The organism is Mesorhizobium argentiipisi (SeqCode) (genome assembly GCF_037179585.1).
Classification (GTDB): domain Bacteria; phylum Pseudomonadota; class Alphaproteobacteria; order Rhizobiales; family Rhizobiaceae; genus Mesorhizobium; species Mesorhizobium argentiipisi.
In genome coordinates this window covers 34,398-59,823 of sequence record NZ_JAPYKO010000012.1, presented here as the reverse complement: position 1 = coordinate 59,823, position 25,426 = coordinate 34,398, and the positions used below count along the sequence as shown (strand labels likewise).

General features: G+C 63.2%; 26 protein-coding genes. 5 read left to right on the top strand and 21 right to left on the bottom strand.

Features of this window, described 5'->3' with window-relative positions; translation table 11 throughout:
• Nucleotides 1–133 precede the first annotated feature (133 nt).
• From lpdA to O7A05_RS17815, 14 genes are all read right to left on the bottom strand, one after another.
• Entirely contained in the window at nt 134–1,582 is a 1,449-nt protein-coding gene (gene lpdA / locus O7A05_RS17880; RefSeq protein WP_337094328.1) for a dihydrolipoyl dehydrogenase, read from the bottom strand.
• Nucleotides 1,583–1,610: 28 nt separating this feature from the next.
• The gene (locus O7A05_RS17875) at nt 1,611–2,249 is read right to left on the bottom strand and encodes an SGNH/GDSL hydrolase family protein (protein ID WP_337094327.1); all 639 of its coding nucleotides are present in this window, start codon (nt 2,247–2,249) and stop codon (nt 1,611–1,613) included.
• 132 nt (nt 2,250–2,381) lie between these two features.
• Nucleotides 2,382–3,722: a pyruvate dehydrogenase complex dihydrolipoamide acetyltransferase gene (locus tag O7A05_RS17870; protein WP_337094326.1), complete on the bottom strand. Its 1,341-nt coding sequence runs from the start codon at nt 3,720–3,722 to the stop codon at nt 2,382–2,384.
• Between the two features lie 18 nt (nt 3,723–3,740).
• Nucleotides 3,741–5,135 (bottom strand): pyruvate dehydrogenase complex E1 component subunit beta, encoded by a 1,395-nt coding sequence (locus tag O7A05_RS17865; protein WP_337094325.1) that lies wholly within the window; start codon nt 5,133–5,135, stop codon nt 3,741–3,743.
• Nucleotides 5,136–5,150: 15 nt separating this feature from the next.
• Nucleotides 5,151–6,188 carry a pyruvate dehydrogenase (acetyl-transferring) E1 component subunit alpha gene (gene pdhA / locus O7A05_RS17860; protein WP_337094324.1) on the bottom strand — a complete coding sequence of 346 codons (1,038 nt, stop codon included), beginning with the start codon at nt 6,186–6,188 and terminating at the stop codon, nt 5,151–5,153.
• A gap of 175 nt (nt 6,189–6,363) precedes the next feature.
• On the bottom strand, nt 6,364–6,687 hold the full coding sequence (locus tag O7A05_RS17855) for an FtsB family cell division protein (RefSeq protein WP_337094323.1): 324 nt from the start codon (nt 6,685–6,687) through the stop codon (nt 6,364–6,366).
• A 156-nt stretch (nt 6,688–6,843) separates the two neighbouring features.
• Nucleotides 6,844–8,118 (bottom strand): phosphopyruvate hydratase, encoded by a 1,275-nt coding sequence (eno, locus tag O7A05_RS17850; RefSeq protein WP_337094322.1) that lies wholly within the window; start codon nt 8,116–8,118, stop codon nt 6,844–6,846.
• A gap of 389 nt (nt 8,119–8,507) precedes the next feature.
• Nucleotides 8,508–8,873 carry a PRC-barrel domain-containing protein gene (locus tag O7A05_RS17845; protein ID WP_095765629.1) on the bottom strand — a complete coding sequence of 122 codons (366 nt, stop codon included), beginning with the start codon at nt 8,871–8,873 and terminating at the stop codon, nt 8,508–8,510.
• Nucleotides 8,874–8,943: 70 nt separating this feature from the next.
• Nucleotides 8,944–9,150, bottom strand: coding sequence for a dodecin family protein (locus O7A05_RS17840; RefSeq protein WP_337094321.1), 207 nt, complete (start codon nt 9,148–9,150; stop codon nt 8,944–8,946).
• Between the two features lie 86 nt (nt 9,151–9,236).
• A complete protein-coding gene (kdsA, locus tag O7A05_RS17835; protein ID WP_337094320.1) occupies nt 9,237–10,082 on the bottom strand; it encodes a 3-deoxy-8-phosphooctulonate synthase in 846 nt (281 codons plus the stop codon).
• The gene (locus O7A05_RS17830) at nt 10,079–10,951 is read right to left on the bottom strand and encodes a VOC family protein (protein WP_337094319.1); all 873 of its coding nucleotides are present in this window, start codon (nt 10,949–10,951) and stop codon (nt 10,079–10,081) included. Before O7A05_RS17830 ends, kdsA begins: the two co-directional genes overlap by 4 nt.
• Before the next feature lie 69 nt (nt 10,952–11,020).
• Nucleotides 11,021–11,311 carry a Dabb family protein gene (locus tag O7A05_RS17825; protein WP_337094318.1) on the bottom strand — a complete coding sequence of 97 codons (291 nt, stop codon included), beginning with the start codon at nt 11,309–11,311 and terminating at the stop codon, nt 11,021–11,023.
• Between the two features lie 103 nt (nt 11,312–11,414).
• Nucleotides 11,415–11,543 (bottom strand): hypothetical protein, encoded by a 129-nt coding sequence (locus O7A05_RS17820; protein ID WP_263488404.1) that lies wholly within the window; start codon nt 11,541–11,543, stop codon nt 11,415–11,417.
• A 211-nt stretch (nt 11,544–11,754) separates the two neighbouring features.
• On the bottom strand, nt 11,755–13,020 hold the full coding sequence (locus tag O7A05_RS17815; protein ID WP_337094317.1) for an NAD(P)/FAD-dependent oxidoreductase: 1,266 nt from the start codon (nt 13,018–13,020) through the stop codon (nt 11,755–11,757).
• A 170-nt stretch (nt 13,021–13,190) separates the two neighbouring features.
• On the opposite strand from O7A05_RS17815, the gene O7A05_RS17810 reads away from it, so the two are divergent.
• Entirely contained in the window at nt 13,191–13,847 is a 657-nt protein-coding gene (locus O7A05_RS17810) for a 5-formyltetrahydrofolate cyclo-ligase (RefSeq protein ID WP_337094316.1), read from the top strand.
• On the opposite strand, the gene O7A05_RS17805 is transcribed toward O7A05_RS17810, so the two are convergent.
• Entirely contained in the window at nt 13,844–14,317 is a 474-nt protein-coding gene (locus O7A05_RS17805; RefSeq protein ID WP_040982960.1) for an Lrp/AsnC family transcriptional regulator, read from the bottom strand. The genes O7A05_RS17810 and O7A05_RS17805 overlap by 4 nt on opposite strands.
• Nucleotides 14,318–14,522: 205 nt before the next feature.
• Between O7A05_RS17805 and ald the strand changes: the two genes are divergently transcribed.
• Nucleotides 14,523–15,638, top strand: a complete 1,116-nt coding sequence (gene ald, locus O7A05_RS17800; protein ID WP_337094315.1) for an alanine dehydrogenase — start codon at nt 14,523–14,525, stop codon at nt 15,636–15,638.
• 427 nt (nt 15,639–16,065) lie between these two features.
• Here ald and O7A05_RS17795 read toward each other — a convergent pair whose 3' ends face one another.
• From O7A05_RS17795 to O7A05_RS17775, 5 genes are all read right to left on the bottom strand, one after another.
• On the bottom strand, nt 16,066–16,533 hold the full coding sequence (locus tag O7A05_RS17795) for a DUF1203 domain-containing protein (protein ID WP_337094314.1): 468 nt from the start codon (nt 16,531–16,533) through the stop codon (nt 16,066–16,068).
• A gap of 103 nt (nt 16,534–16,636) precedes the next feature.
• The gene (locus O7A05_RS17790; RefSeq protein ID WP_337094313.1) at nt 16,637–17,200 is read right to left on the bottom strand and encodes a GNAT family N-acetyltransferase; all 564 of its coding nucleotides are present in this window, start codon (nt 17,198–17,200) and stop codon (nt 16,637–16,639) included.
• Nucleotides 17,200–18,051: a 3-mercaptopyruvate sulfurtransferase gene (gene sseA / locus O7A05_RS17785; RefSeq protein ID WP_337094312.1), complete on the bottom strand. Its 852-nt coding sequence runs from the start codon at nt 18,049–18,051 to the stop codon at nt 17,200–17,202. Before sseA ends, O7A05_RS17790 begins: the two co-directional genes overlap by 1 nt.
• A 30-nt stretch (nt 18,052–18,081) precedes the next feature.
• Entirely contained in the window at nt 18,082–18,825 is a 744-nt protein-coding gene (locus tag O7A05_RS17780) for an alanyl-tRNA editing protein (protein WP_337094311.1), read from the bottom strand.
• On the bottom strand, nt 18,825–19,859 hold the full coding sequence (locus O7A05_RS17775) for a cysteine synthase A (protein ID WP_337094310.1): 1,035 nt from the start codon (nt 19,857–19,859) through the stop codon (nt 18,825–18,827). Before O7A05_RS17775 ends, O7A05_RS17780 begins: the two co-directional genes overlap by 1 nt.
• Before the next feature lie 192 nt (nt 19,860–20,051).
• On the opposite strand from O7A05_RS17775, the gene O7A05_RS17770 reads away from it, so the two are divergent.
• Together O7A05_RS17770 and O7A05_RS17765 are read left to right on the top strand one after the other, a co-directional pair.
• A complete protein-coding gene (locus tag O7A05_RS17770; protein ID WP_337094309.1) occupies nt 20,052–20,900 on the top strand; it encodes an SDR family oxidoreductase in 849 nt (282 codons plus the stop codon).
• Nucleotides 20,901–20,983: 83 nt separating this feature from the next.
• Nucleotides 20,984–21,973, top strand: a complete 990-nt coding sequence (locus tag O7A05_RS17765; protein WP_337094308.1) for an alpha/beta hydrolase — start codon at nt 20,984–20,986, stop codon at nt 21,971–21,973.
• A gap of 71 nt (nt 21,974–22,044) precedes the next feature.
• Here O7A05_RS17765 and O7A05_RS17760 read toward each other — a convergent pair whose 3' ends face one another.
• Complete coding sequence (locus tag O7A05_RS17760; protein ID WP_337094307.1) at nt 22,045–23,484, bottom strand: DEAD/DEAH box helicase; 1,440 nt, start codon at nt 23,482–23,484, stop codon at nt 22,045–22,047.
• 394 nt (nt 23,485–23,878) lie between these two features.
• On the opposite strand from O7A05_RS17760, the gene O7A05_RS17755 reads away from it, so the two are divergent.
• Entirely contained in the window at nt 23,879–25,411 is a 1,533-nt protein-coding gene (locus O7A05_RS17755) for an acyl-CoA carboxylase subunit beta (RefSeq protein WP_337094306.1), read from the top strand.
• Nucleotides 25,412–25,426 lie beyond the last annotated feature (15 nt).

Below are 25,426 nucleotides of genomic sequence, written 5' to 3'. Positions count from 1 at the left end.
AATTCCTCCTCGATCAGGTGAAAATGCATCCGGATGCGAACCGCCTTGCCGTCAGCTTTCTCCGGCTGCCGCGTGTGAGTCTCGCCCGGCCACGTTAGCACGGATTGGCCATCGATCACCGACTGGTGACTTATCATGCGTTCAAAACGCGGCCATAGGCGTCGAGCACGCTCTCCTTCATCATCTCCGACAGTGTCGGATGCGGGAAGATCGTATGCATCAGCTCTTCCTCGGTCGTCTCTAGGTTCATAGCCACCACAAAACCCTGGATGAGCTCGGTCACCTCGGCGCCGACCATATGCGCGCCGAGCAGTTGCCCGGTCTTCTTGTCGAAGATGGTCTTGACGAATCCCTGGTCCTCGCCGAGCGCGATGGCCTTGCCGTTGGCGCTGAACGGGAAGCGGCCGACGCGGATGTCCTTGCCTTCCGCCTTGGCCTTCGCTTCGGTCAGGCCGACGGACGCGACATGCGGGCTGCAATAAGTGCAGCCGGGGATCTTCAGCTTGTCGATGGGGTGCACGCCTGGGAAATTGGCGATTTTCTCGACACAGACCACACCTTCGTGCTCGGCCTTGTGGGCGAGCATCGGCGGGCCGGCCACGTCGCCGATCGCGTAGATGCCGGGCACATTGGTCTTGCCGTAGCCATCGACGACCACGCAGCCGCGATCCGTCTTCACGCCAAGCGCTTCCAGGCCGAGATTCTCGATGTTGCCCTGCACGCCGACGGCCGAGATCATGCGGTCGGCGGCGATCTTCTCGACCTTGCCGTCCTTCATCTCGACATGCGCGGTGACCGAGGTGGCGCCCTTTTCAACCTTGGTCACCTTGGCTTCGAGGAGGATCTTCATGCCCTGCTTCTCGAACTGTTTTTGCGCGAATTTCGAGACCTCGGCGTCCTCGACCGGCATCACCGCCGGCAACAGTTCGACCACCGTCACGTCGGCGCCCATGGTGCGGTAGAAGGAGGCGAATTCGATGCCGATGGCGCCCGAGCCCATCACCAGCAGCGATTTCGGCATTTCCTTCGGCACCATCGCCTCGAAATAGGTCCAGATCAGCTTGCCGTCCGGCTCGATGCCAGGCAGCGCGCGCGGCCTGGCACCGGTCGCCAGGATGATGTGCTTGGCCGTGTAGGTGCCCTCGCCCTTGACGCCTTTCGGCACCGGCGGCTGCGGCTCCATCGCCTTCTTCGCCGTCTTCGAAACGACGACCTCGCCGGGCTTGGAAAGCTTCGCCTCGCCCCAGATGACGTCGACCTTGTTCTTCTTCATCAGGAAGCCGACGCCGGTGTTGAGCCGTAGCGACACCTTTCGCGAACGGTCGACCACGGCGGCCGTGTCCGGGCTGACCTTGCCGCCTTCAAGCTTCAGGCCGTAGTCCTTGAGGTGATCCGAATAATGCATGATCTCGGCCGAGCGCAGCAGCGCCTTGGTGGGGATGCAGCCCCAGTTGAGGCAGATGCCGCCAAGATGCTCGCGCTCGACGATCGCCGTCTTGAAGCCGAGCTGAGCGGAGCGCACCGCCGTGACGTAGCCGCCGGGGCCTGAGCCGATGATGATGACGTCGTAGGATTCAGCCACGGGCTTTTCTCCCTGATCTTTCTGGGGGTTAGAGTGCGAGCATGACGCGCACGAGCGGCGCTAGGGCCTGACCGATCCGCCGCGTGTTTTCCGCATCGAGGTGGACGCCGTCGAGCGGCGTGGTGGTGGCGACGGTGCCGGCGTCGAAGAAACCGCAGCCGGCCTCGTCGGCCAGCGCGGAATATTGCGGCGCCAGCCGCTTGGAGGCGTCGTCACCGCCGGCGAACATTTCCTTGAATTCGGCATTGTCGGTGCGTGTCACGACAGGCGGCGTGACAATGAGGATCTGTGGCGCCGGCCAGTCGAACGGGTAGTCATGGCCGCGCACGATGTTGATCAGCCGCTCCACGCCCTGCTTGGCCGCGACCGGATTGCCGTGGATCCAGGGCTTCATGTCGTTGGCGCCGAGCATGATGATCACGAGATCAAGCGGCGCATGGCTGGTCAGGATCGTCGGCAGGATGCGGGCGCCATTGCGATCGGCACCGGCCAGATGGTCGTCGAATGCCGTGGTGCGGCCGTTGAGACCTTCGGCGATGACCTCGACATCGCCCCCGAGTTCGGCCCCGAGAACGCTCGGCCAGCGGTCCTTCAGGGCATGACGGCCGAGGCTGGCAGCGTCGTAGCCCCAGGTCAGCGAGTCGCCATAGCAGAGAATTGTCTTCATGCGGTTGTCCCATCCTTGCCGAAAGCTGGCTGCAAGCGCCTGACGCGCCGGCGTGCGAAGAGCTCGCCGTCGGGATTGAACATGATCAGGGCGAAAAGGCTGGTGAAGAATTTCCGCACCGCCTTTTCCTTCCTACACCAGCATGCCCATCGGGTTTTCAATCATGCGCTTGAAGGCGCCGAGCAGTTCGGCGCCAAGCGCGCCGTCGACGGCACGGTGATCGGTCGACAAGGTAACCGACATCACGGTGGCAATCTTGATCTCGCCCTTCTTCACCACCGCCCGCTCCTCACCGGCGCCGACCGCCAGGATCGTCGCATGCGGCGGGTTGATGACGGCGGCAAAGTCCTTGATGCCGAACATGCCGAGATTGGACACCGCCGTCGTGCCGCCCTGATACTCTTCCGGCTTCAGCTTGCGGCTCCTGGCGCGGCTTGCCAGGTCCTTCATCTCGTTGGAGATGACCGACAGCGTCTTTTCATCCGCATGCCGGATGATCGGCGTGATCAGGCCGCCGGGAATCGAGACGGCAACGCCGACATCGGCGTGCTTGTGCTTGACCATGGCGTTCTCGGTCCAGGATGCGTTGGCGTCCGGCACCGCCATCAGCGCCATGGCCATGGCCTTGATCACCATGTCGTTGACCGAGAGCTTGTAGGCCGGAACCTCGCCCTTCTCGGTCTTCCTCATCGGCGCCGCGGCATTGAGCTGCGTGCGCAGCGCAAGCAGCGCATCGAGCTCGCAGTCGAGCGTCAAATAGAAATGCGGGATGGTGGACTTTGCCTCGACCAGGCGGCGCGCGATGGTCTTGCGCATATTGTCGTGCGGCACGAGCTCGTAGGAGCCTTCGGCGAACAGCCTCAGCACCTGGTCGTCCGACATCGGCTTTGGCGCGGGCGCCGGAGCGGACGGAGCGCCGCCGGAAGCGATCGCCGCTTCGACATCGACCTTCACCACGCGACCATGCGGACCGGAGCCGGTCAGCGCCGTCACGTCGACGCCGGCATCCTTGGCGATGCGGCGGGCCAGCGGCGATGCGAACACGCGATCGCCGGCGGCGTGGCCGTTGGCGATGGGAGCGGGCTCGGTCTTCGCCGGCGCGGGCGCCGCAGCGGCTGCCGCCGGCTTGGGTGCTTCCTTGGGCGCTTCGGGCTTCGGGGCTTCCGCTTTGGGCGCTTCAGCCTTGGGCGCGGCACCGCCGCCGCTCTTGGCAGCGGCCGCGGCATCCTCGCCTTCGCCGGCCAGGATGGCGATCAGCGCGTTGACCTTGACGCCCTCGGTGCCGGCCGGAACCACCAGCTTGGCGACCGTGCCTTCATCGACAGCCTCGACTTCCATCGTCGCCTTGTCGGTTTCGATCTCGGCGATCACATCGCCCGGCGAAACCTTATCGCCTTCCTTGACCAGCCATTTTGACAGATTGCCCTCTTCCATGGTGGGAGAGAGCGCCGGCATGGTGATGTTGATTGGCATGATGTCCTCCCGACCGGCTCAGCGATAGGTAACGGCTTTGACGGCCTCGACGACTTCACCGACGTTTGGCAGCGCCAGCTTCTCGAGGTTCGCCGCATAAGGCATCGGCACATCCTTGCCGGCGATGGTGATCACCGGCGCATCGAGGAAGTCGAAGGCGCGCTGCGAGACCTGGTTGGCGATGTGATCGCCGACCGAGTTCTGCGGAAAGCCTTCTTCCACCACCACGAGGCGATTGGTTTTCTTCACCGAAGCGATGATCGTGTCGAAGTCGAGCGGCCGGATGGTTCTGAGATCGATGATCTCGGCATCGATGCCCATGCCGCGCAGCTCGGCCTCCGCCTTGACCGCATAGGTCATGCCGATGCCGAACGAGACGATCGTCACATCCTTGCCCTGCTTATGGATGCGCGCCTTGCCGATCGGCAGCACGAAGTCGTCGAGCTTCGGCACATCGAAGGAATGGCCGTAGAGAATCTCGTTCTCCAGGAAGATGACCGGGTTCGGATCGCGGATCGCCGCCTTGAGCAGGCCCTTGGCGTCGGCGGCCGTATAGGGCATCACCACCTTCAGGCCGGGGATATGGCTGTACCAGGCGGCATAGCATTGCGAGTGCTGCGCGGCGACGCGGGCCGCGGCTCCATTCGGGCCACGGAAGACGATCGGCGCGCCCATCTGGCCGCCGGACATATAGAGCGTCTTGGCGGCCGAGTTGATGATCTGGTCGATCGCCTGCATGGCGAAGTTGAACGTCATGAACTCGACGATCGGCTTCAGCCCCGCCATCGCGGCGCCGACGCCGACGCCGGCAAAGCCGTGCTCGGTGATCGGCGTGTCGACGACCCGTCGCGGCCCGAATTCCTGCAGCAGGCCTTGCGTGATCTTGTAGGCGCCCTGGTACTCGGCGACCTCCTCGCCCATGACGAAGACATCGCCGTCGCGGCGCATTTCCTCGGCCATCGCATCACGCAACGCTTCGCGAACCGTGGTCGAAACCATCTCGGTGCCGGCGGGGATATCCGGGTCCGCCGCGATCTCCGCCTTCGGCGCGGCGGCGACAGGAGCGGCAGCGTCGCTTTTAGCCGCGGCTTGTGCCGGCGCCGGTGCGGCTTTTTCAGCCTTGGCGGGTTCTTCTTCGCCGATGCCTTCGCCGGCCTTGTCGACGTCCTCGCCGTCGACGGCAAGCACGGCAATGACCGCGTTGACCTTGACGCCTTCGGTGCCGGCGGGAATCACGATCTTGGCGAGCGTGCCTTCGTCGACGGCTTCGACTTCCATCGTCGCCTTATCGGTCTCGATCTCAGCGATGACATCGCCGGCGACGACCTTGTCACCTTCGTTCTTCAGCCATTTGGAAAGATTGCCCTCTTCCATCGTCGGCGAGAGCGCGGGCATGAGAATTTCGATCGGCATGTCCTTGCCCTCTCCTTAGAGTACGATGTCGGTCCAGAGCTCGGACGGATCCGGCTCGGCGTCGTTCTGGGCGAATTCGGCGGCGTCGGCGACGATGTCCCGGACATCCTTGTCAATGGCCTTGAGCTCGTCCTCGCCTGCCCACTTCTTGTCGAGCAGCCGCACCCGCACCTGCTCGATCGGGTCGTGCTCGGAGCGCATCTTCTGCACTTCCTCCTTGGAGCGGTATTTGGCGGGGTCGGACATCGAATGACCGCGATAGCGGTAGGTCTGCATCTCGAGGATCAGCGGGCCGTTGCCGGCACGGCACCATTCGGTAGCGAGGTCGCCCGCGGCCTTTACGGCGCGAACATCCATGCCGTCGACCTGGATGCCTGGGATCTTGAAGGAGGCGCCGCGGTTGGAGAAGTCGGTCTCGGCCGACGAGCGCGACACGGACGTGCCCATGGCGTAGCGGTTGTTCTCGATGATGTAGATCACCGGCAGCTTCCACAACGAGGCCATGTTGAAGCTTTCATAGACCTGGCCCTGGTTGGCGGCGCCGTCTCCGAAATAGGTCAGGGCGACGTTCTTGTTGTCGCGGTAGCGGTTGGCGAAGGCGAGACCGGTGCCGAGCGACACCTGCGCGCCGACAATGCCGTGACCGCCATAGAAATGCTTCTCCTTGGAGAACATGTGCATGGAGCCGCCCTTGCCCTTCGACAGGCCGCCGCGGCGGCCTGTGAGCTCGGCCATGACGCCGCGCGGCGACAGTTCCATCGCCAGCATATGGCCGTGGTCGCGATAGGCGGTGATCATCTGGTCGCCTTCGACCAGCGCCATCTTCATGCCGGTGACGACGGCCTCCTGGCCGATATAGAGATGGCAGAAGCCGCCGATGAAGCCCATGCCGTAAAGCTGGCCGGCCTTCTCCTCGAAGCGGCGGATCAAGAGCATGTGCCGGTAGGCGGAAAGCTCTTCTTCCTTGGTGAAATCAGCGGGCTTGGGCGCTGACAGATTGGGCTGTTTGTCGGATCTGGATTTGGCGGGCGCTTTTTTGGCGGCGGTGGCCATGCATCACTCCCTGTTGGCGTCTCTTTGCGGACATTCAGGGAGATCGATCGCCTCCCCACCGATTTGCGCGAGGCTAACATGCAAGGATGCATTGCGCCATGCTGAAAAATGCATGGCTGGCATGCATCTAAGCGATTAGAATCATTGCGAATAAGGGCGATTAACCGAAATTCGGTTATTTCGTCGGAGCGGGCAGCATGATGGTGATTTCGTCGGGCTGGGACAGATTGAGCGCCTTTCGGGCCTGCTCGTCAAGCATGTCCTTCTCGAGCGTGCCTTCGTGCATCAACTGGACACGGCGCTCGAAGTCGATCCGGCGCGCCTTCACGGCATCAAGCTGGGTCTGCAGTTCGACCGCCCGGGCCTCGAGCCGATATTTGGAGTAGATGCCGAACTCGCCGTGATAGGCATGGAAGCCGAAATAGGCCAGGAAGAGCACGCAAAGCGAAGGGATGATCAGCCTGCCGGTGTTTCTCTGCTTGTGCTGACGTGTCCACATGACCCGAACCCTCGCAGCCGCGAACGCAAGCGGCCATGAGTCGTATTTCGCCCGATTGTGCTTAATGGACGGTTACGGGCGACCTGTTGCAGGATCGCTGGAAACGAAAAAGGGCGGGAATGCCCCGCCCTTTTCAGACTGTTCGAACAGGCCGGATCAGCCCTTGACCACCGACTTGCCGGCGTAGCGCGCCTGCTTGCCGAGCTCTTCCTCGATGCGGATGAGCTGGTTGTATTTGGCCATGCGGTCCGAACGCGACAGGGAGCCGGTCTTGATCTGCCCGCAATTGGTGGCGACCGCGAGGTCGGCAATGGTCGAATCCTCGGTCTCGCCCGAGCGGTGCGACATGACGGCGGTGTAGCCGGCCTTGTGCGCGGTCTCGACCGCGTCGAGCGTCTCAGTCAGCGAGCCGATCTGATTGACCTTGACCAGGATCGAATTGGCGACATCCATGCGGATGCCGTCGCGCAGCCGCGCCGTGTTGGTGACGAAGAGGTCGTCGCCGACGAGTTGGGTCTTGTTGCCGATCAGATCGGTCAGGATCTTCCAGCCTTCCCAGTCGTCCTCGGCAAGGCCGTCCTCGATGGTGATGATCGGATAGTCGGCAGCCAGCTTGGCGAGATACTTGGCCTGCGCCTTCGGATCGCGGGTCTTCTTCTCGCCCTCATAGACGTAGTTGCCGTCCTTGAAGAACTCGGTCGCCGCGCAGTCGAGGCCGAGCGCAACATCCTCGCCTGGCTTGAAGCCGGCCTTCTCAATCGATTCCATGATGAAATCGAGCGCCGCAGGGGCGCTCTTCAGGTTGGGGGCGAAGCCACCCTCGTCGCCGACATTGGTGTTGTGGCCGGCGTCCTTGAGCTTCTTGCGCAGCGTGTGGAAAATCTCCGAGCCCCAACGCACGCCGTCGCGCAGCGTCGGCGCGCCGATCGGCAGGATCATGAATTCCTGAAAGTCGATCGGGTTGTCGGCATGCGCGCCGCCATTGATGATGTTCATCATCGGCACCGGCAGGATCTGCGCCTTGGTGCCGCCGACATAGCGGTAGAGCGGCAGGCCGGCGGCTTCGGCCGCTGCCTTGGCGACCGCCAGCGACACGCCCAGGATGGCGTTGGCGCCGAGGCGGCTCTTGTTCGGGGTGCCGTCGAGCTCAATCATCGTCTGGTCGATATGGATCTGGTTCTCGGCTTCCATACCGCCGATCGCCTCGAACAGCTCGCCATTCACCGCTTCGACGGCGCGCTGAACGCCCTTGCCGAGATAGCGTGGCCCGCCGTCGCGCAGTTCGACCGCTTCATGCGCGCCGGTCGATGCGCCCGAGGGCACCGCGGCACGGCCCATGGAGCCGTCTTCCAGCACCACGTCGACCTCGACGGTCGGATTGCCACGGCTGTCCAGGATTTCACGCCCGACAATGTCGATGATGGCGGTCATTTGCGATGTCCCCGATTGATCGATTGAAGCGTCGCGCCCCTCTTAGCCAAAGCGGCGCAAAAGGCAATCGGCGCCGCCGCAATTATTGCCGCGGGCCGGATTCACGAAGCGCAAATTTCTGTCATCATAAGTCATGCGCGTTGCGTGGCCTTCTCATCTATGGTCGCGTTCGCGCGGGGCGAAACAGGAGGAGTTTCGCCATGTCCCAGTTGAGCGGTATCGTGAGTTTGTTCTTGATCGCGGCGGCGTTCCTGACGTCATGCGACGATCAGAAGCCCCAGCAGAGTTCGGCAGAGCTATCGACTCTCAACGCAGCGGAGTAGGTAAACGTCAAAGGCCCCCGGCTTTATGTCGGGGGCCTTTCGATTTTCAGCTTGCCGATCGTGCGATCAATGCCAATAGGGCTTCACATGGTAATACTGGAATGAAGCATCGCGGGCGGCTTCGCCGTCGGCGCCGGTCAGCTCGTCGATCGAATATGCGGGCGCCGCCTGGAGCTGCTCCTTGGTGAACGGCACGACGTAGCCGCCTCTGTCCTCGTCATAATCGAGCGTCGCCCACGGAACGGCGTGATACTTCTCGCCCATGCCGAGGAAGCCGCCGAAACCGATGACGGCGAACATGATGCCGTTCGACATCTTGTCGAGCATCACATCTTCGATGCTGCCGATGCTCTTGCCTTCGGTGTTGTAGACAGATGTGCCGATGACGCGCGAGGCGGCAATGGCTTCGGTATGCCCGGACGGGGTGGTCATGATGGTGCTCCTCTCGTTGAATGCATGCATTGACAATGAGAGGAGCGCGCTAAGGTTCCCGACGACTTGCTTAGCTGTCGGTGAGGATGAAGGAGACTTTCATATTGACGCGATAAGCGGCGATCTTGCCGTCTTCGACGACGATCTTCTGGTCCTGGATCCAGGCGTCCTCCACGTTCTTCAGGGTCTTTGCGGCGCGCGCGATGCCCTGCTCGACGGCATCCTGAAAGCTCTTCGTGGACGACGACGTGATTTCGGTGACGCGGGCAACGGACATGGCTTCCTCCTGCCAGACGCTCAGTTACGAAAACGAGCGTAGTCCCGGCCCAATGCAACCACAAGCCGGCGCAGGATCGGGTCGGATCAGTGGCCCTTGGCGATCCGGTCGAAGGCCATCAGCTTTTCCAGCAGCGCCGGCATGTCCTTGAGAGGCACCATGTTGGGGCCATCCGAAGACGTCGAATTGTCCGGGTCCTGATGGGTTTCGATGAAGACGCCGGCGACGCCGACGGCAACGGCCGCGCGCGCGAGCGTTGCGACAAAGCGCCGTTCGCCGCCGGAGGAGCCGCCCTGCCCGCCCGGCTGCTGCACGGAATGGGTGGCGTCGAAGATCACCGGGGCGCCAATCTCGGCCATGACCGGCAGCGCGCGCATGTCCGAGACCAGCGTGTTGTAGCCGAAGGAGACGCCGCGCTCGGTGGTGAGCACATTCGGGTTGCCGGAGCCGGTGATCTTGGCGACGACGTTCTTCATGTCCCAGGGCGCGAGGAATTGCCCCTTCTTCACGTTGATGACCTTGCCGGTCTTGGCGGCGGCGACAAGCATGTCGGTCTGGCGCGACAGGAAGGCCGGGATCTGCAGGACATCGACATGGGGGGCTACGATCGCGCATTGCTCCTCGTTGTGGACGTCGGTCAGCACAGGAAGGCCAAACTCATTGCGCAGATCGTCGAAGATCGGCATCGCCGCATCGAGCCCCGCGCCGCGGGTCGCCGACAGCGAGGTGCGGTTGGCCTTGTCGTAGCTGGTCTTGTAGACGAGGCCGATACCCAGACGTTCCGTCAGTTCCTTCAGCGCGCCGGCCATGTCGAAAGCGTGCTGGCGCGATTCAAGCTGGCAAGGGCCGGCGATCAGCGACAGCGGCGCATTGTTGGCGAAGACGACCTTGCCGACGGTTACCGATGCATTGGGCGCCAGGGGCTTGCTCATGGGATCTCCCGGAAGATGAAGGCGGCGCCCTGTCCGGGCGCCGGTGGAACGACGATGTCATTGCCGCTCATGTTGTGATCGACGGCGCCGGCCGCAAGCGCGCGTGCAACTGTAGCTTTGTCGCGGATCGAGAAGACAACCGCCTCAAACCGCAAATGCGGTGAGGGCTCGGCCGCCAGACCGAAGCGCTGCCCGTAGCCCTGGGGCGTGACGACGCTCAGGGTTGCATTCGGCAACCGCACCGCGTCGCCGTCTGCCTCTGATCTGGCGGCGATCGAGATCAATGCGATCTGCGCGGAAGGCACATCGCTCACGGCGATCACCTCGACGATGCCGGTCACGCCATTGGCATGCGCCTGCAGCACCGTGCGATCGATCTTCGGCGCGTTGACGCGCTCGCAGGCGAAGAGGAAGGCGTCCGTCGCTCCCTTGCCGGCCGCGAAGGCCAGCTTGAAGGACGCCGTGTCGCTCTTTCCGTTCGCATCGGTGAACGCGCGTGAGAAACGCAGCGTATCGCCGGCCGAGAGGCCGGCTTTGACAAAGCGCATATGGTCGGCATCGGCATTGCCGGTTCCAAGCACGACGGCGGAAAAACCTTCATCGCCCAGTCCTTCGCGATAAAGGCGGTCGCGCGCTACGAAGACATTGCCGGCCGCAATCGCCTGTTCCGTCGCCTGCGCGTCTCCCACCGCCAACGGCTCGAGATAGGTGCCGTCGGCGAAAAAGACGCAAGCATTCTCCGTGCCGAAGGGGTGGATGCCTGTGGGTGCGACGACAAAGCCGAGCGAGGTCAGACGCGACCGGACGGCATCGAGGCTCGGTGTCGGCAGCACGAGATGGTCGAGCGGGTGGGCGGAGCTTTCGATCATGCCGGCGCGGTGTGCCTCATTCCGGCCGGCGGTTCAAGTGCACCGACCGTTGGCCGCGGCTTTGGCGGCTCAGGCAGCGGCCACGACATCCGCAGAATAGCGCAGCTCGCGCAGCGGCTTCACCTTGTTGGTCGTATCCGCGTAAATCGGATGCGCCTTGTAAGCGGCAAGGGCCGCCTCGTCCTCGAACTCGGCATAGACGACCACGTCGATCGCGTTGGAGAACAGGTCGACCTTGGTGTTGAGCGTCACCTCAAAATGCTTCGAGTGCGGAATGCTGCCAAGCGCCAGCAGGCCCGAGCGCACAGCCTCGACATCTTCCTTGCGCCGCACGCTGAAGAAAACGATGTGCCGGATCAAGCCAGCCTCCCTGATCTTCGATTCAGCGGTGTTTCTGTGGGAGCGAGGACCGGGCGTCAACCGGCAACGATGTCGCGCCCGAGGCGCGCAAACGTCAAGGGCCTCACCCAGTAACGAGGCGCACGATGCGCGACATTTCCCGCACGGTCACATCGAGGTAATGGCCATGGTTGTAGAGGCCATCCCAGATCAGAAAGAAGGCGATGGCGGCGATGACGATCACATAACGCATGTCTAAAACTATCGCATGTGGAAGTGGGGAACCAGAGGGGGAGCAACGGCAGCCGTTCCAGTTCACCGCTTTTTGCCCGGGCGCTTTCGGCCAGCTGAGCCTGCGCAAGAGGGGCGGCCGCATGGGCGCGAAGCCACGCTCGTGAGGCGACGGAATGAAACAGCGATCGGCCACCAGGCATCTCCGCTGCCGGCAGGCGACGGCCAGTGAATCAACTCTTGTCGTCGTCGCCCTGCGTGATCAGGCGCGCGCTGCGTTGGCCGGTAAGATAAATCCATAGCCAGCTAAGCGAGACCGCGAGGCGGTTGCGGAAGTCGATCAGGAAATAGATGTGCGCTATGCCCCAGAGCCACCAGGCGAGCCAGCCGGTGAGCTTGATCCAGCCGAAATCGATGGCGGCGGCGCGCTTGCCGATCGTCGCCAGGTCGCCGGCATGCCGGTACTGGAAGGGACGCGTCGCCGTGTCGCCGGCAAGTCGCGCCTTGATCGTCGCGGCGACATGCTTGCCCTCCTGCTTGGCGGAAGGCGCCACGCCCGGCACCGGTTTTCCATCCGGCCGCAGCACATGCGCGGTGTCGCCGATGACGAAAATGTCGGGATTGCCCGGCACGGTGAGGTCCGGTTCGACGATCACCCTGCCCGCCCGGTCGGCCGCCGCCCCCAGCCATTCGGCAGCTGGCGAAGCGGCAACGCCGGCCGCCCAGATGATCGTCCTTGCCGGCAGGCGCTTGTCGCCGAAGACGACGCCTTCGGCATCGAGCTGCGTGACGGGGCGCCCGAGCTCGACGGTGACGCCCAGCCGTTCCAGCGCCTTGCGGGCATAGTCGGAAAGCTGCGGCGCGAAATTGGCCAGGATCCGGTCGCCGGCTTCGATCAGCACGACGCGCGCCTGCCGCGTGTCGATATTGCGGAACTCGCCGCGCAACGTGTCATTTGCAAGCTCGACAATGGTGCCGGCGAGCTCGACGCCGGTCGGCCCGCCGCCGACAATGACCAGCGTCAGCAGCGCCTGGCGCCTGGTCGGATCGGTTTCGCGCTCCGCCTGCTCGAAAGCGAGCAGGATACGGCGCCGGATCGTCGTGGCATCCTCAAGCGTCTTCAGCCCCGGCGCGAACGGCTCCCATTCGTCATGGCCGAAATAGGCGTGGCGCGCGCCGGTGGCCAGCACCAGCGTGTCGTAGGGGATCGAGCTGCCGTCATCGAGCAGCACGCGCTTGCCGGCGCGATCGATGCCGGTGACATTGCCGAGAAGCGTCGTCACGTCCTTGCGCCTGCGCAGCAGATGACGGATCGGCCAGGCAACCTCCGAGGTTGCCAGCGATGTCGTCGCCACCTGGTAAAGCAGCGGTTGGAACAGGTGGTGATTGCGCTTGTCGATCATGGTGATGCGCACCGGTGCGCCAGACAGTGCACGGGTGAGTTCGAGCCCGCCGAAACCAGCGCCAACGACCACGACATGGTGCTTGGTTTCGCTCATTTCATCCACTCGCGACGTAAACTACCACACTGGATGTAAGTATTTTGTGCACTGCAACAACATCTTGCCGGGCAGGAAACATGCCCCAGAGTCGTCGCGTGGCGTCGTGAATGCACATGGAGCGCGCGCTGCCAGAGGTATAGCGTAAGACAGTATTACAGGACCTTATCATGGCTGATAATCGCGACGACGACGGGCCGGCCCAATACGCATCGCCGCCCTGCTTCATGCATGAACTCGACCCGCAATATCGGGAGCCGCTATCCGACTGGACGGATGTCAGGCGATGGCGCAAGGCCGAGCGCGAGCGGCTTATCAATGCCCGCCTCGCCGTTTCAGCCAACGCGCGCGCCGCCATGTCGGCACGCATCGCGGAAGGCATCGACGCGCTGATCGGCGACATAGATGGCCGGATGGTCAGCCTCTATTGGCCGTTTCGCGGCGAGCCGGATCTGCGCGGCTGGATGGCCTCGATCAACGAGCGCGGCGGCCGCACCGCGCTCCCTGTCGTCATCGAGAAGGGACAGCCGCTGGTCTTTCGCGCCTATAGACCGGGCGACCGGCTGGAAAAAGGCGTCTGGAACATTCCGATCCCGGCCGAGGGCGATCCGGTGCTGCCCGACATCGTGATCTCGCCGATCGTCGGCATCGATCCCGGCAAATATCGACTGGGCTATGGCGGCGGCTTTTACGACCGCACGCTGGCCGCGATGCCGTTCAGGCCGCTGGTCATCGGCGTCGGCTACGAATTGCAGCGCATCGCGACCATCTACCCGCAGCCGCACGACATTCCGATGACGACTGTAGTGACGGAGGCCAGCGCCTAGGCCATCTCGGGGCGCAACCCGACCGCCGTGCGATCGACGATCTCACGCAGCGCGAAAGACGAGTTGATCTTGGTCACGTGCGGCATGGCCGAGAGCCATTCCTTGTGGATGCGCTCATAATCGACGAGATCTTTCGCCGCAATGCGCAGGATGTAATCGTATTCGCCCGACATCAAATGGCAGGAGAGCACGTTCGGGCAGCGCTTGATCGCCGCCTCGAAATCCGACAACGTCTTCTCGAATTGCCCTGACAGCGATATGTGCACGATCGCCGTCATTTGGTGGCCGAGTGCGGAATTGGACAGCCGCGCGTGGTAGCCGCGGATGGTTCCGGACTTCTCCAGATTGTCGAGCCTGCGTGAACAGGCCGATTGGGAGAGGCCGACCTTCTCGGCAAGCGCCGCATTTGGGATCCGGCCATCCTTCTGCAAAGTCTCCAGAATGGCGATATCAATCCTGTCGAGCCGCATTTTTCGTGGTTCCTGCGAATTTCCAGTAGTTTTACGCAACGATTATCGAAGAGCGACTGTTGCCGCAAGTGCATTCGCAAACACATACGGAACGATTCGTGGTTGACTACCATTTCTGCGTGTCCACCTCCGCGCCCGGAGCCGATGGCATGCGCAAGTGACCAGGGAGAGCGCCTCTTGAAAAGGCGCGGACAGGAGAAGAAAGATGCGTGTCGGCTGCCCCAAGGAAATCAAGAACCATGAATACCGCGTCGGCATGACGCCCGGCTCGGTCCGCGAATATGTCGCGCACGGCCACGAAGTGCTGGTCGAGACCGGTGCTGGCGCCGGCATCGGTGCCGACGACAACGCCTATCGCGCCGCCGGCGCCACCATCGCCAAGACGGCCGCCGACGTGTTCGCCAAATCGGACATGATCGTCAAGGTCAAGGAACCGCAGCCCAACGAATGGGTGCAGCTGCGCGACGGCCAGATCCTCTACACCTATCTCCATTTGGCTCCGGATCCGGAGCAGACCAAGGGTCTTCTTGCTTCAGGCGTCACCGCGATTGCCTATGAGACCGTGACCGACGATCGCGGCGGCCTGCCGCTGCTCGCGCCGATGTCGGAAGTCGCCGGCCGCCTGTCGATCCAGGCCGGCGCGACGGCGCTGCAGAAGGCCAATGGCGGCCGTGGCGTGCTGCTCGGCGGCGTGCCTGGCGTGCTGCCCGGCAAGGTCACCGTGCTCGGCGGCGGCGTCGTGGGCCTGCACGCGGCCAAGATGGCTGCCGGCCTCGGCGCCGACGTCACCATCATCGACCGCTCGATCCCGCGCCTTCGCCAGCTCGACGATATTTTCGGCGGCCGCGTCCATACCCGCTACTCGACCGTCGAAGCGCTGGAAGAAGAATGCTTCTCGGCTGATGTCGTCATCGGCGCCGTGCTGATTCCGGGCGCCGCAGCGCCCAAGCTGGTGACCCGCGAAATGCTTTCCGGCATGAAGAAGGGTTCGGTGCTGGTCGATGTGGCGATCGACCAGGGCGGCTGCTTCGAGACCTCGCATGCCACCACCCACGCCGATCCGACCTATGAGGTCGACGGCGTGATCCATTATTGCGTCGCAAACATGCCCGGCGCCGTGCCGGTCACTTCGGCGCACGCGCTCAACAACGCGACGCTGCACTATGGCCTGCAGCTCGCCGACAAGGGCCTTAAGGCGCTGGTCGACGACCACCACCTGCGCAACGGCCTCAATATCCACAAGGGCAAGATCACCAACCGCGCCGTCGCCGAAGCGCTCGGCTACGAGATGGTCGAGCCGAAGGCCGTGCTCGCCGCCTGATATCCGGCCAGAACTTCCTCCTGTTGCGCCCGCCGGGTCATTCCGGCGGGCTTTTTTGCGCGCAAAACTGGTTCCGCACCGAATCCGGACAACAAAAAAGCGGAGCAAAAGCCCCGCTTCCTCGATGTTTGCGATCTGTCGCCGGTCCATCCGCGGTCGACAAATCATCAACCATTACTGTTTAGCGCAGTAGTACGACGGGAATACGACAGTCTTGGAAGGCCCGGTTTCCATCTTCCCGGCCATTATGCTCCTTGTGTGAAATGCTTCACATTCGCCCGACGGGAAAGACGCCTAGACACGTGCCGTTACTGGCGGCTTGAGCTGCTTGCCGGGTCGGACAAGTCCGGCCCGGACAGCACCTGCCGGCAGCTTCTGTCAGACCCTCCAACGGCCCGCCCGACCATCGGCGGGCTTCTTTTTTGGATCATGGCCGCTCGATGCGACATTGATAGCAATTGTTCTGCGCCGACCGGACATGGACATAGGCGATGTCGTCGCGCTCAAGCAGTGCTGTCGCGCGAGCTGCGATGTCGCCCGTCGGTGTGACCGCGCCGCTGCCGTAGACGATGCGATCGTCCTTGCCATAGCCCCTGACGATATAGTCGCTGCTTTCGAGCATTTCCGGCAGCGCTTCTCCGTCGGCGGCGCGCTCGCATTCCTCGGCATGCAGGAAGATCGGGCCGGTTTCGGCATAGGGCTGGAGTTCCGGGAACGGCCGGTAGGCAACGATCAGATAGCCGTCACCCTCGGCGACGTTCCTGAGGCAATGCCTGCATGGCACGCCGTCGCCGTCGGAAATGCGGTGCTCCGGGGTGCGGCCATAGGCATCGGGCCTTCCCCGCTGCAAGGCGCGTACGGCTTCGGTCGGCAAGGCTTTGAACTGGATGCTCATGGCGAAATCTCCGGTGTCGATCTCCAGAAGTTATGCCTCCTCGACGACGGCTCCCACCCGATTCCTGACTGGCGGAACCGTTCTCACCAGTCCTGGAATTGCTCTAGTCTCGCATGACGCTGGCCGAGCGCTCGGCGAAAGTCAGCGGATGCACGACCTCCTTCTTCTGCGCCACCGGCGTGAAGCCGAGCTTCTGGTAAAGCGGCAGAGCCGCTGGATGGTCGAGGGTGCAGGTCTGCACGGTGACACGCCTTGGCCCATGCGCCCAGGCCGCCGAGATCGCGGCGCCAAGGAACCAGCGGCCGATGCCTTGGCCGTGCGCATGCTCCATCATGCCGAAATAGGCGAGCTCCACCTCGTCCGGCAGATGCGGCTTCAGGTCGAAGAAGCCGGCGGGAGCGCCGTCGAGATAGAGCACGCGGATATCGCGGTCCTCGCGATGCAGGCCGGCGGCAAGCTCCTCATCGCTGAGCCTCAGCACATTGACCCAGTGCCATTTGCGCCCGACGCGATCCATCAGATAGCGGTAGAAATGGAGCGGGATATCTTTCGTCTTCAGCAGCGCGATCTGGCGATTGTAGGGGATCGGCGGCGAAACCGCAGGCGCCGCATGCATCTCCAGGAAGGTGACCGTGACATCGATATCTTGCAGCGCGCCGTTTTGCATCATTCTTTCCCCGTCACCACCGGTGTGTCGCTGAGACTGCCCCACTCAGTCCAGGACCCATCGTAAAGCCGGTTGTCGGTATGGCCGAGCGTCTCCAGCGCCAGCGTGATCGCCGCCGCCGTGATGCCCGAGCCGCAAGACGTGACAACGGGCTTCGAGAGGTCGATGCCGGCATCCTCGATGACCTTGCGCAGGCGATCCTTCGGCAGCAGCTCGCCATTCTCCGCAAGCGCCGTGATCGGGACATTATGCGCACCCGGCATATGGCCCGAACGGACGCCCTGCCGCGGCTCCGGATCGATGCCGGCGAAGCGGCCGGCCGATCGCGCGTCGGCGATCTGGCTCTCTTGGCTGCCGACAATCCTGCGCATCTCGTCGAGACCGACAACCCGGTCCTTGTCGAAATCGGCATAGAAGACACTCGGCGCGATCTTGGTCGGCTCAGAAGTGACCGGCCGCCCCTCGGCCTTCCAGCGGTCAAATCCGCCATTCAGAATGTAGACCTGGAAGACGCCCATGACGCGGAACATCCACAAGGCGCGCGGCGCCGAAAACAGGCCGGGCCCGTCATAGACCACGATGGTGTCGTCGGCCGAAACACCCATGGCGCCGACATATTGAGCGAAATGCTGCGGCGAGGCCAAGGTGTGCGGCAGTTTCGAATCCGGATCGGAAACCGCGTCCTGGTCGAGAAAGCGCGCTCCGGGGATGTGGGCGGCATCGTATTCGGCGCGGGCGTCGCGCTTTTGCGCCGGCAGATACCAGGAGGCATCGATAATGGTGAGGCCGGGCTCGCCAAGCCGCTTCTGCAGCCAGTCGGCATCGACGATGAAGGGACTGTCCTGCGCCATTCTATTCTCCTGCCCCGCCTGGCTTTAACGTCAATTCGCCGGCATCGGCCCGAAGCGGATGCGGAAGCGCCGGTTCTCGCGGCCTTTCTTCTCGATCTTGCCGATATGTATGTCGCCAACCTCGCCGGTCGACCTCACATGCGTTCCGCCGCATGGCTGGCTGTCGATCGAGCCGTTGTCGCCGATTAGGACCAGGCGGATCTTGCCGGTGCCGAACGGCGGGCGGACGTTCTTCGATTTGACCAGGCCGGGATTGGCGGCCAGCGCCTCGTCGGTAATCAGTCGCGTGAAGATCGGATGATCGGCGCGCACCAGCTCCATCAGCCGAGCCGTCACATCCTCCTTGGTGAAGCCAGCGTCGGGAATGTCGAAATCGACGCGGCTGTCGTCCTCCGCGACCGCCGCCCCGGTGATCGGAAACGGACAGACCACGGTCAGCAGGTGGCAGGCGGAGTGCATGCGCATCAGGAGGTGCCGCCGCTCCCAGTCGATCAGAAGCTTCAGCCTTTCGCCGACCGCGGGGAGCGTCTGCTCGGGGGCCGGCACATGGATGATCTCGTCCTTGATCTCGCCGGTGATGGTGGCTGCGATCGCGATGCGGCCGCCGTCGGCACGTTCGAGCATGCCGGTATCGCCTGGCTGCCCACCGGACGTTGCATAGAAGATCGTGCGGTCGAGAAGGATGCCGCCACGATCGTTGATGGCGACGACCTCGGCTTCGGCCGTCTTCTGATAGGCGTCGTCGCGAAACAGCGCCTCGGTCTTGTGCGCCATCATGCCACCTTTTCGAACGGCACGGAAATGTCGACTTTCTCTTCCATCCAGCCCGGCACCGGAAGATTCTTGCCGCGCAGGAACTCCGGATTGAAGAGCTTGGACTGGTAACGCGTGCCGTAGTCGGCAAGGATCGTCACGACGGTGTGGCCGGGTCCGAGCTCGCGCGCCAGCCGGATGGCGCCGGCGATGTTGATGCCGGTCGAGCCGCCAACGCAGAGCCCCTCTTCCTGGATCAAGTCGAAAATGATGGGCAAGGCTTCCTCGTCGGGGATTTGGTAGGAGAAATCCGGCGTGAAGCCTTCGAGATTGGCGGTGATGCGGCCTTGCCCGATGCCCTCGGTGATCGAGTTGCCATCCGATTTCAACTCGCCGCTGGTGTAGAGACTGTAGAGCGCGGCGCCGAGCGGATCGGCGAGTGCGATCTTGACGTCCTTGCTCTGGCCCTTGAGCCCGAGCGCTACACCGGCGAGCGTGCCGCCGGAGCCGACCGCCGAGACAAAGCCGTCGATCTTGCCGCCAGTCTGAGCCCAGATTTCCTGCGCAGTCGTGCGGACGTGGCCGTCGCGGTTGGCGACGTTGTCGAACTGGTTGGCCCAGATCGCGCCGTTCGGTTCCGAGCGCGCCAGTTGCTCGGCAAGCCGGCCGGACAGTTTTATGTAATTGTTTGGGTTCTTATAGGGAACGGCGGGCACCTCGATGAGCTCCGCGCCCAGGATCTTGATCACATCCTTCTTTTCCTGGCTCTGCGTGTCGGGGATGACGATCACGGTGCGGTAGCCGAGTGCCTTGGCGACCAACGTCAAACCGATACCGGTGTTGCCGGCAGTGCCTTCCACGATAAGCCCGCCGGGCTTGAGCAGCCCGCGCTGTTCGGCGTCGCGGATGATGAACAGGCCGGCCCGATCCTTCACCGATTGCCCTGGATTCATGAACTCGGCCTTACCGAGAATCTCACAGCCGGTCGCCTCCGAAGCCTTGTTGAGCCGGATCAGGGGCGTGTTGCCGATCGCTTCGATCACAGAACGGGGCATGCGGGATTCCTTCATGTGGTGCGGCGAGACCCTAAAAACCGGATGCCGCGGTTTCAAGGCAAGATTTTGCCTGGTCCAGTCGCATTCCGCATGGTGCAATGCTCGCGATCATTTCAACGCCAGGTGCAAAACCGCTCTTTTCAACCGATTTCTTCGCCGCTAGAGCAAATCGGAACATCCGCAGGACCCCCCATGACACTCTACCGGGCCAATCCGAAAGACGGTGTCGCCTGGATCACGGGCGGCAGCAGCGGGCTTGGGCGCGCACTGGCCAAGGATCTCGCCAATCAAGGCTATGCCGTGGCGGTGACGTCGCTGCCGGACGATCCGGCCGAAACGCTGATCGTCGAAACGGCGCAAATGTCCGGACATGTGAGATCCTTTCCCTGCGACGTGACCGACGAGCACGGCATGGCGCGCACGGCCGCCGCGATCGAGGAACAGATGGGGCCGATCGTGCTTGCCGTCTTCAACGCCGGCAACTACATTGCCACGCCCGGCGAGAATCTGGTGGTGCGTGATTTCCACCGCTCCTTCGCCGTGAACTATTTCGGCATCGTCAACGGCGTGGTGCCCGTCGTCGAGCATATGCGCGTACGCGGGCGAGGCCATGTCGTTCTGGTCGGATCGGTCACCGCCTATTCCGGCTGGCCGACGACGGCTGCCTATGGCGGCACCAAGGCCGCGATCAACATCCTGGCAGAGTCGTTGAAATACGATTTCGACAAGATGAACATCCGTGTCCAGGTCATCAATCCGGGATTCATCGACACGCCTTTGACTGAAAAGAACAAGCTGCCGATGCCGGGCCTCATGCCTGTGCACCGCGCGTCGCGTCGCATGGCGCGCGGCATCCGGAAGGGCGGCTTCGAAGTCACCTTCCCGTACCACATAAGCTGGCCATTGAAGCTGCTCGGCCTGCTGCCGCGGCCGATCGGCCGCTTCGTCATCGGGCTCACCACCCACTGGTGGGGGCGGCCATTGCATTTCGATCGCAGGCTGCCTGGCGACAAAAACCCATCCTGCGACAAGGCCACATAAGTAGGGGCGGCATAAGCCGGCGAAACGGCGATTGCCTGCCGGCGGGTACGGCCATAGGTTGAGAATCATGCTTGGAGACTGTTATGGGGCGGCGGATCGTGCTGGCGGTGCTTGGCCTTGCAGTCATCCTGGTCGCCGGCTTCTTTCTCGGCCCGCGTGTGCCGGTCGACACCACAATCCATTTCAATCCATCGGTGATCGGCGACGATCCGCAGGCCTATCTGGCGCGCGAAGAGGCCGCCGTGCCCAACATCCGCGACGGCCTCGACAAGGAGATCATCTGGGCGAATCCGATGGTCCACGCCAAGACGCCTTTGGCCATCGTCTACATCCATGGCTTTTCCGCCTCGAAGGGCGAGGTTCGCCCGTTGCCGGACGATATCGCGGAGGAATTGGATGCCAACCTATTCTACACGCGCCTGACCGGGCATGGCCAGGACGGCGCGGCGATGGCGCAAGGCAGCGTCAATGCGTGGATCATCGACTATGAGGAGGCCTTGGCCATCGGCCGCGCCATCGGCGACAAGGTGATCGTCATCGGAACCTCTACCGGCGGTTCGCTGGCAGCGTGGGCCGCCACGCAGCCGGGCGCATCCAACGACGTCGCGGCCATCGCGTTCATATCGCCGAATTTCGGCGTCAAGGCCTCCGGCGCCGAGTTGCTGACCATGCACTGGGGCCGGCAGATCGCCGAGCTTGTCGGCGGCAAGGAGCGCAGTTTTCCCGCGCGCAACGCGCTCCACGAAAAATTCTGGACCACCAAATATCCCATGAAGGCGTTGCTGCCGATGGCCGCGCTCACCGATCTCGCCTATGCCGCGCCGGTCGAGAAGGCGACGATCCCTGCCCTGTTCATCTTCTCGGATGCCGACAAGGTGGTGCGGCCGGACCGCACGCGCGAGGTCGCCGGGCGCTGGGGTGCGCCGCACGAGCTGGTGCCGGTCGACGACACCGGCGATCCGGACAATCACGTCATCGCCGGCGATGTGCTGTCGCCGCAAACCACAGCCTTCCTCACCCAGCGCATCGTGGTGTGGGTGAAGGCGCTGATGCAGCAGCAGTCAGGCCAGTGAAGTCAGCCCAGTGAAATGAAAACGGCCGAAGCATCGCTCCGGCCGTTCCTGTTCGCGTGATTCTGCTAGGCTCAGGCGGCCCGGTTCGCCGGACGCTTGCCGCCGAAGCGGCGCTTGTTGTTGCCCTTGAAACGCTTGAAGCCGTCGGGCTTGCTCGAGCCATTCGGCTTGGCCGCAGCCGGGCGTTCGCCCTGCGGCTTCGAAGCGCGCTCGCCATGAGGCTGGCCGCCAAAACGCTTGTTGTCGCCACCGTTGCCAGGGCGGCGGCCATCGCGGCGGGCGCCGTGATGCTCGCGGTCATTGGCCGGTTCGAAATGACGCTCGGTCTTTTCCCTGGGGTCGCGCTGCGGATCCGGGCTGCCGAGATGGTCGGCGACGACCGGCAGCTTCATGCGGATGATGCGCTCGACCTGCCGCAGCTTGGCGTTTTCCGAAGGATCGCACAGCGTGATCGCAATACCCTCCCTGCCGTTGCGGCCGGTGCGGCCGATACGATGGACATAGCTTTCCGCTTCGTCCGGCAGGTCGAAATTCACGACATGGCTGATGCCGGGCACGTCGATGCCGCGCGCCGCAATATCGGTCGCGACCAGGATGCGAACCGAGCCGTCGCGGAAATCGTTGAGCGCCTTCTGGCGGGCGTTCTGCGACTTGTTGCCATGGATGACGGCAGCCTCGAAACCGTCACGGGCCAGGTCCTTGGTGACGCGGTCGGCGCCATGCTTGGTGCGCGAGAACACGATCACCGAGCGTATTGCCTCGTCGGCGAGCATCTTGGACAGCACCTGGCGCTTCTGCTTGGTCCGGGCGAGCACCACGCTCTGCACGATCTCGGCTGCCGCAGTGCTCTGCGGCGCGACTTCGACGCGGATCGGGTTCTTCAGAAGCCCCTTTGCCAATTCGGCGATTTCATTCGGCATGGTGGCCGAGAACAGCACCGTCTGACGGTCGGCCGCCGTCGCCTTGGCGATGCGCTTGACGTCGTTGATGAAGCCCATGTCGAGCATGCGGTCGCCTTCATCCAGCACCAGCCATTTGGTGTCGGCAAGGATAAGGTCGCCCTCGCGCACCAGGTCGGTCAGCCGGCCGGGGGTGGCGATCAGTATGTCGACGCCGGGCGCAACCTTCTTCACCTGGCTGAAACGCGAGACGCCGCCCAGCACCAGCGCGGTCGAGACATGCGCGCCCTTGGCGAGGATCTTGATGGTATCCTCGATCTGCACGGCAAGCTCGCGCGTCGGCGCCAGGATGAGCGCCCGCGTCGTCTTCGGCCGGCGCTTGGTGCCGAGGCCGATGATCTTCGAGAGAATCGGCAGCGCGAAGGCTGCGGTCTTGCCCGAGCCGGTCTGGGCGATGCCGAAAATATCACGGCCTTCCATCTGCGGCGGGATCGCCTGCGTCTGGATCGGCTTCGGATCGGTGAAACCGGCGGCATGGGTTGCCTTAAGCAGCGCGCCCGAAATCCCAAGTGCTGCGAAACCGTTCAGTTCCGCTGTGTTTTCATTGGTCAAAATAATCTTCTTTCACGCGGCCTTGTGGCCGCAAACATCAATGGCGGCAGGGCGCAACCTGCCGTCGGATAAATTGTAATGGAACGACAAGGCGGCGGACGGTTCCGTCCGCGCGGCTGCGCTGTCGTGCCCGCAAGCATCATGCCTCGGGGCTTTTTCGCCAGCTTGCCGGTCGACCAGGGCCGATTTGCCGGAAAGAGGGAAAACAGACGCAACCAGTCTCATTCGTGGAGAAGGCCGGATTCTTGCCGGCCCAAGCGCCTATGCCGCTGCATATGGCTGAGTTCGTCCCGAAATGCAAGGGCTCCATGTTGCAATGCAGCAAAACAGGGGTGCTTGCGCTCCCCTGCCCGCACGATTACCACAAATTACTTATTGGTTTTGAGGACCGGCAATGAAGGACGTGCTGAAGGAACTCGAGCGCCGCCGCGAGATTGCCCGCATGGGCGGTGGCAAGGACCGCATTGAGGCGCAGCACAAGAAGGGCAAGCTCACCGCTCGCGAGCGCATCGAGATATTGCTCGACGAGGGCTCGTTCGAGGAGTTCGACATGTATGTCGAGCACCGCTCGACCGATTTCGGCATGGAGAAGACCAAGATCGCCGGCGACGGCGTGGTCACCGGCTGGGGCACGGTCAACGGCCGCCCGGTCTATATCTTCGCCAAGGATTTTACCGTGTTCGGCGGCTCGCTGTCGGAAGCGCATGCCGAAAAGGTCATCAAGGTCCAGGAGATGGCGCTGCGTAACCGCGCGCCGATCATCGGCCTCTACGACGCCGGCGGCGCACGCATCCAGGAAGGCGTGGCCGCGCTTGGCGGCTATGCCGAGATATTCCAGCGCAATGTGCTGGCATCCGGCGTCATCCCGCAGATTTCGTTGATCATGGGTCCCTGCGCCGGCGGCGACGTCTACTCGCCCGCCATGACCGATTTCATCTTCATGGTGCGCGACACCTCCTACATGTTCGTCACCGGGCCGGACGTGGTGAAGACCGTGACAAACGAGACGGTGACCGCGGAAAGCCTCGGCGGCGCAAGCGTGCACACCACCAAATCCTCCATCGCCGATGGCGCCTATGACAATGATGTCGAGGCGCTGCTGCAGATGCGCCGGCTGGTCGATCTTTTGCCGGCGTCGAACACAGCCGAGATTCCCGAGATCGAATGCTACCAGTCGGTGACGGATCACGACCGGTCGCTCGACCGGCTGATCCCCGACAATGCCAACAAGCCCTACGACATCAAGGAGCTGATCCTGAAGGTCGCGGACGAAGGCGATTTCTTCGAGATCCAGCAGAGCTTTGCCAAGAACATCGTCACCGGCTTCGGCCGGGTCGAGGGCCGCACCGTCGGTTTCGTCGCCAACCAGCCGATGGTGCTGGCCGGCGTGCTCGATTCCGACGCCAGCCGCAAGGCCGCGCGCTTCGTGCGCTTCTGCGACTGTTTTTCTATCCCAATCGTCACCTTCGTCGACGTGCCAGGCTTCCTGCCGGGCACCGCGCAGGAATATGGTGGGCTGATCAAGCATGGCGCCAAACTGCTCTTCGCCTATGCCGAGGCGACAGTGCCGAAGATCACCGTCATCACCCGCAAGGCTTATGGCGGCGCCTATGACGTGATGGCCTCGAAGCATCTGCGCGGCGACATGAACTATGCCTGGCCGACGGCGCAGATCGCGGTGATGGGCGCCAGGGGCGCGGTCGAGATCATCTATCGCAAGGATATCGGCGATCCCGAGAAAATTGCTGCCCATACAAAGACTTACGAGGATCGCTTCCTGTCGCCCTTCGTTGCAGCCGAACGCGGCTACGTCGACGAGGTAATCATGCCGCATTCAACCCGCCGCCGCGTCGCGCGAGCGCTGCGCATGCTGCGCAACAAGGACATGCAGAACCCCTGGAAGAAGCACGACAACATCCCGCTGTGACAAGCTGCACCGATA

Coding starts and splice junctions, on each gene's coding strand:
- O7A05_RS17830 (WP_337094319.1), bottom strand. CDS start 10,951: ATGATCGAAAGCTCCGCCCACCCGCTCGACCATCTCGTGCTGCCGACA.
- pdhA (WP_337094324.1), bottom strand. CDS start 6,188: ATGGCCACCGCCGCCAAAAAAGCGCCCGCCAAATCCAGATCCGACAAA.
- O7A05_RS17805 (WP_040982960.1), bottom strand. CDS start 14,317: ATGCGGCTCGACAGGATTGATATCGCCATTCTGGAGACTTTGCAGAAG.
- O7A05_RS17875 (WP_337094327.1), bottom strand. CDS start 2,249: ATGAAGACAATTCTCTGCTATGGCGACTCGCTGACCTGGGGCTACGAC.
- O7A05_RS17770 (WP_337094309.1), top strand. CDS start 20,052: ATGACACTCTACCGGGCCAATCCGAAAGACGGTGTCGCCTGGATCACG.
- O7A05_RS17820 (WP_263488404.1), bottom strand. CDS start 11,543: ATGCGTTATGTGATCGTCATCGCCGCCATCGCCTTCTTTCTGATCTGG.
- eno (WP_337094322.1), bottom strand. CDS start 8,118: ATGACCGCCATCATCGACATTGTCGGGCGTGAAATCCTGGACAGCCGT.
- O7A05_RS17865 (WP_337094325.1), bottom strand. CDS start 5,135: ATGCCGATCGAAATTCTCATGCCCGCGCTCTCGCCGACGATGGAAGAG.
- O7A05_RS17815 (WP_337094317.1), bottom strand. CDS start 13,020: ATGAGCGAAACCAAGCACCATGTCGTGGTCGTTGGCGCTGGTTTCGGC.
- ald (WP_337094315.1), top strand. CDS start 14,523: ATGCGTGTCGGCTGCCCCAAGGAAATCAAGAACCATGAATACCGCGTC.
- O7A05_RS17755 (WP_337094306.1), top strand. CDS start 23,879: ATGAAGGACGTGCTGAAGGAACTCGAGCGCCGCCGCGAGATTGCCCGC.
- sseA (WP_337094312.1), bottom strand. CDS start 18,051: ATGGCGCAGGACAGTCCCTTCATCGTCGATGCCGACTGGCTGCAGAAG.
- O7A05_RS17765 (WP_337094308.1), top strand. CDS start 20,984: ATGGGGCGGCGGATCGTGCTGGCGGTGCTTGGCCTTGCAGTCATCCTG.
- kdsA (WP_337094320.1), bottom strand. CDS start 10,082: ATGAGCAAGCCCCTGGCGCCCAATGCATCGGTAACCGTCGGCAAGGTC.
- O7A05_RS17845 (WP_095765629.1), bottom strand. CDS start 8,873: ATGACCACCCCGTCCGGGCATACCGAAGCCATTGCCGCCTCGCGCGTC.
- O7A05_RS17870 (WP_337094326.1), bottom strand. CDS start 3,722: ATGCCAATCAACATCACCATGCCGGCGCTCTCTCCCACCATGGAAGAG.
- O7A05_RS17780 (WP_337094311.1), bottom strand. CDS start 18,825: ATGGCGCACAAGACCGAGGCGCTGTTTCGCGACGACGCCTATCAGAAG.
- O7A05_RS17795 (WP_337094314.1), bottom strand. CDS start 16,533: ATGAGCATCCAGTTCAAAGCCTTGCCGACCGAAGCCGTACGCGCCTTG.
- O7A05_RS17840 (WP_337094321.1), bottom strand. CDS start 9,150: ATGTCCGTTGCCCGCGTCACCGAAATCACGTCGTCGTCCACGAAGAGC.
- O7A05_RS17775 (WP_337094310.1), bottom strand. CDS start 19,859: ATGCCCCGTTCTGTGATCGAAGCGATCGGCAACACGCCCCTGATCCGG.
- O7A05_RS17790 (WP_337094313.1), bottom strand. CDS start 17,200: ATGCAAAACGGCGCGCTGCAAGATATCGATGTCACGGTCACCTTCCTG.
- O7A05_RS17810 (WP_337094316.1), top strand. CDS start 13,191: ATGGCTGATAATCGCGACGACGACGGGCCGGCCCAATACGCATCGCCG.
- O7A05_RS17855 (WP_337094323.1), bottom strand. CDS start 6,687: ATGTGGACACGTCAGCACAAGCAGAGAAACACCGGCAGGCTGATCATC.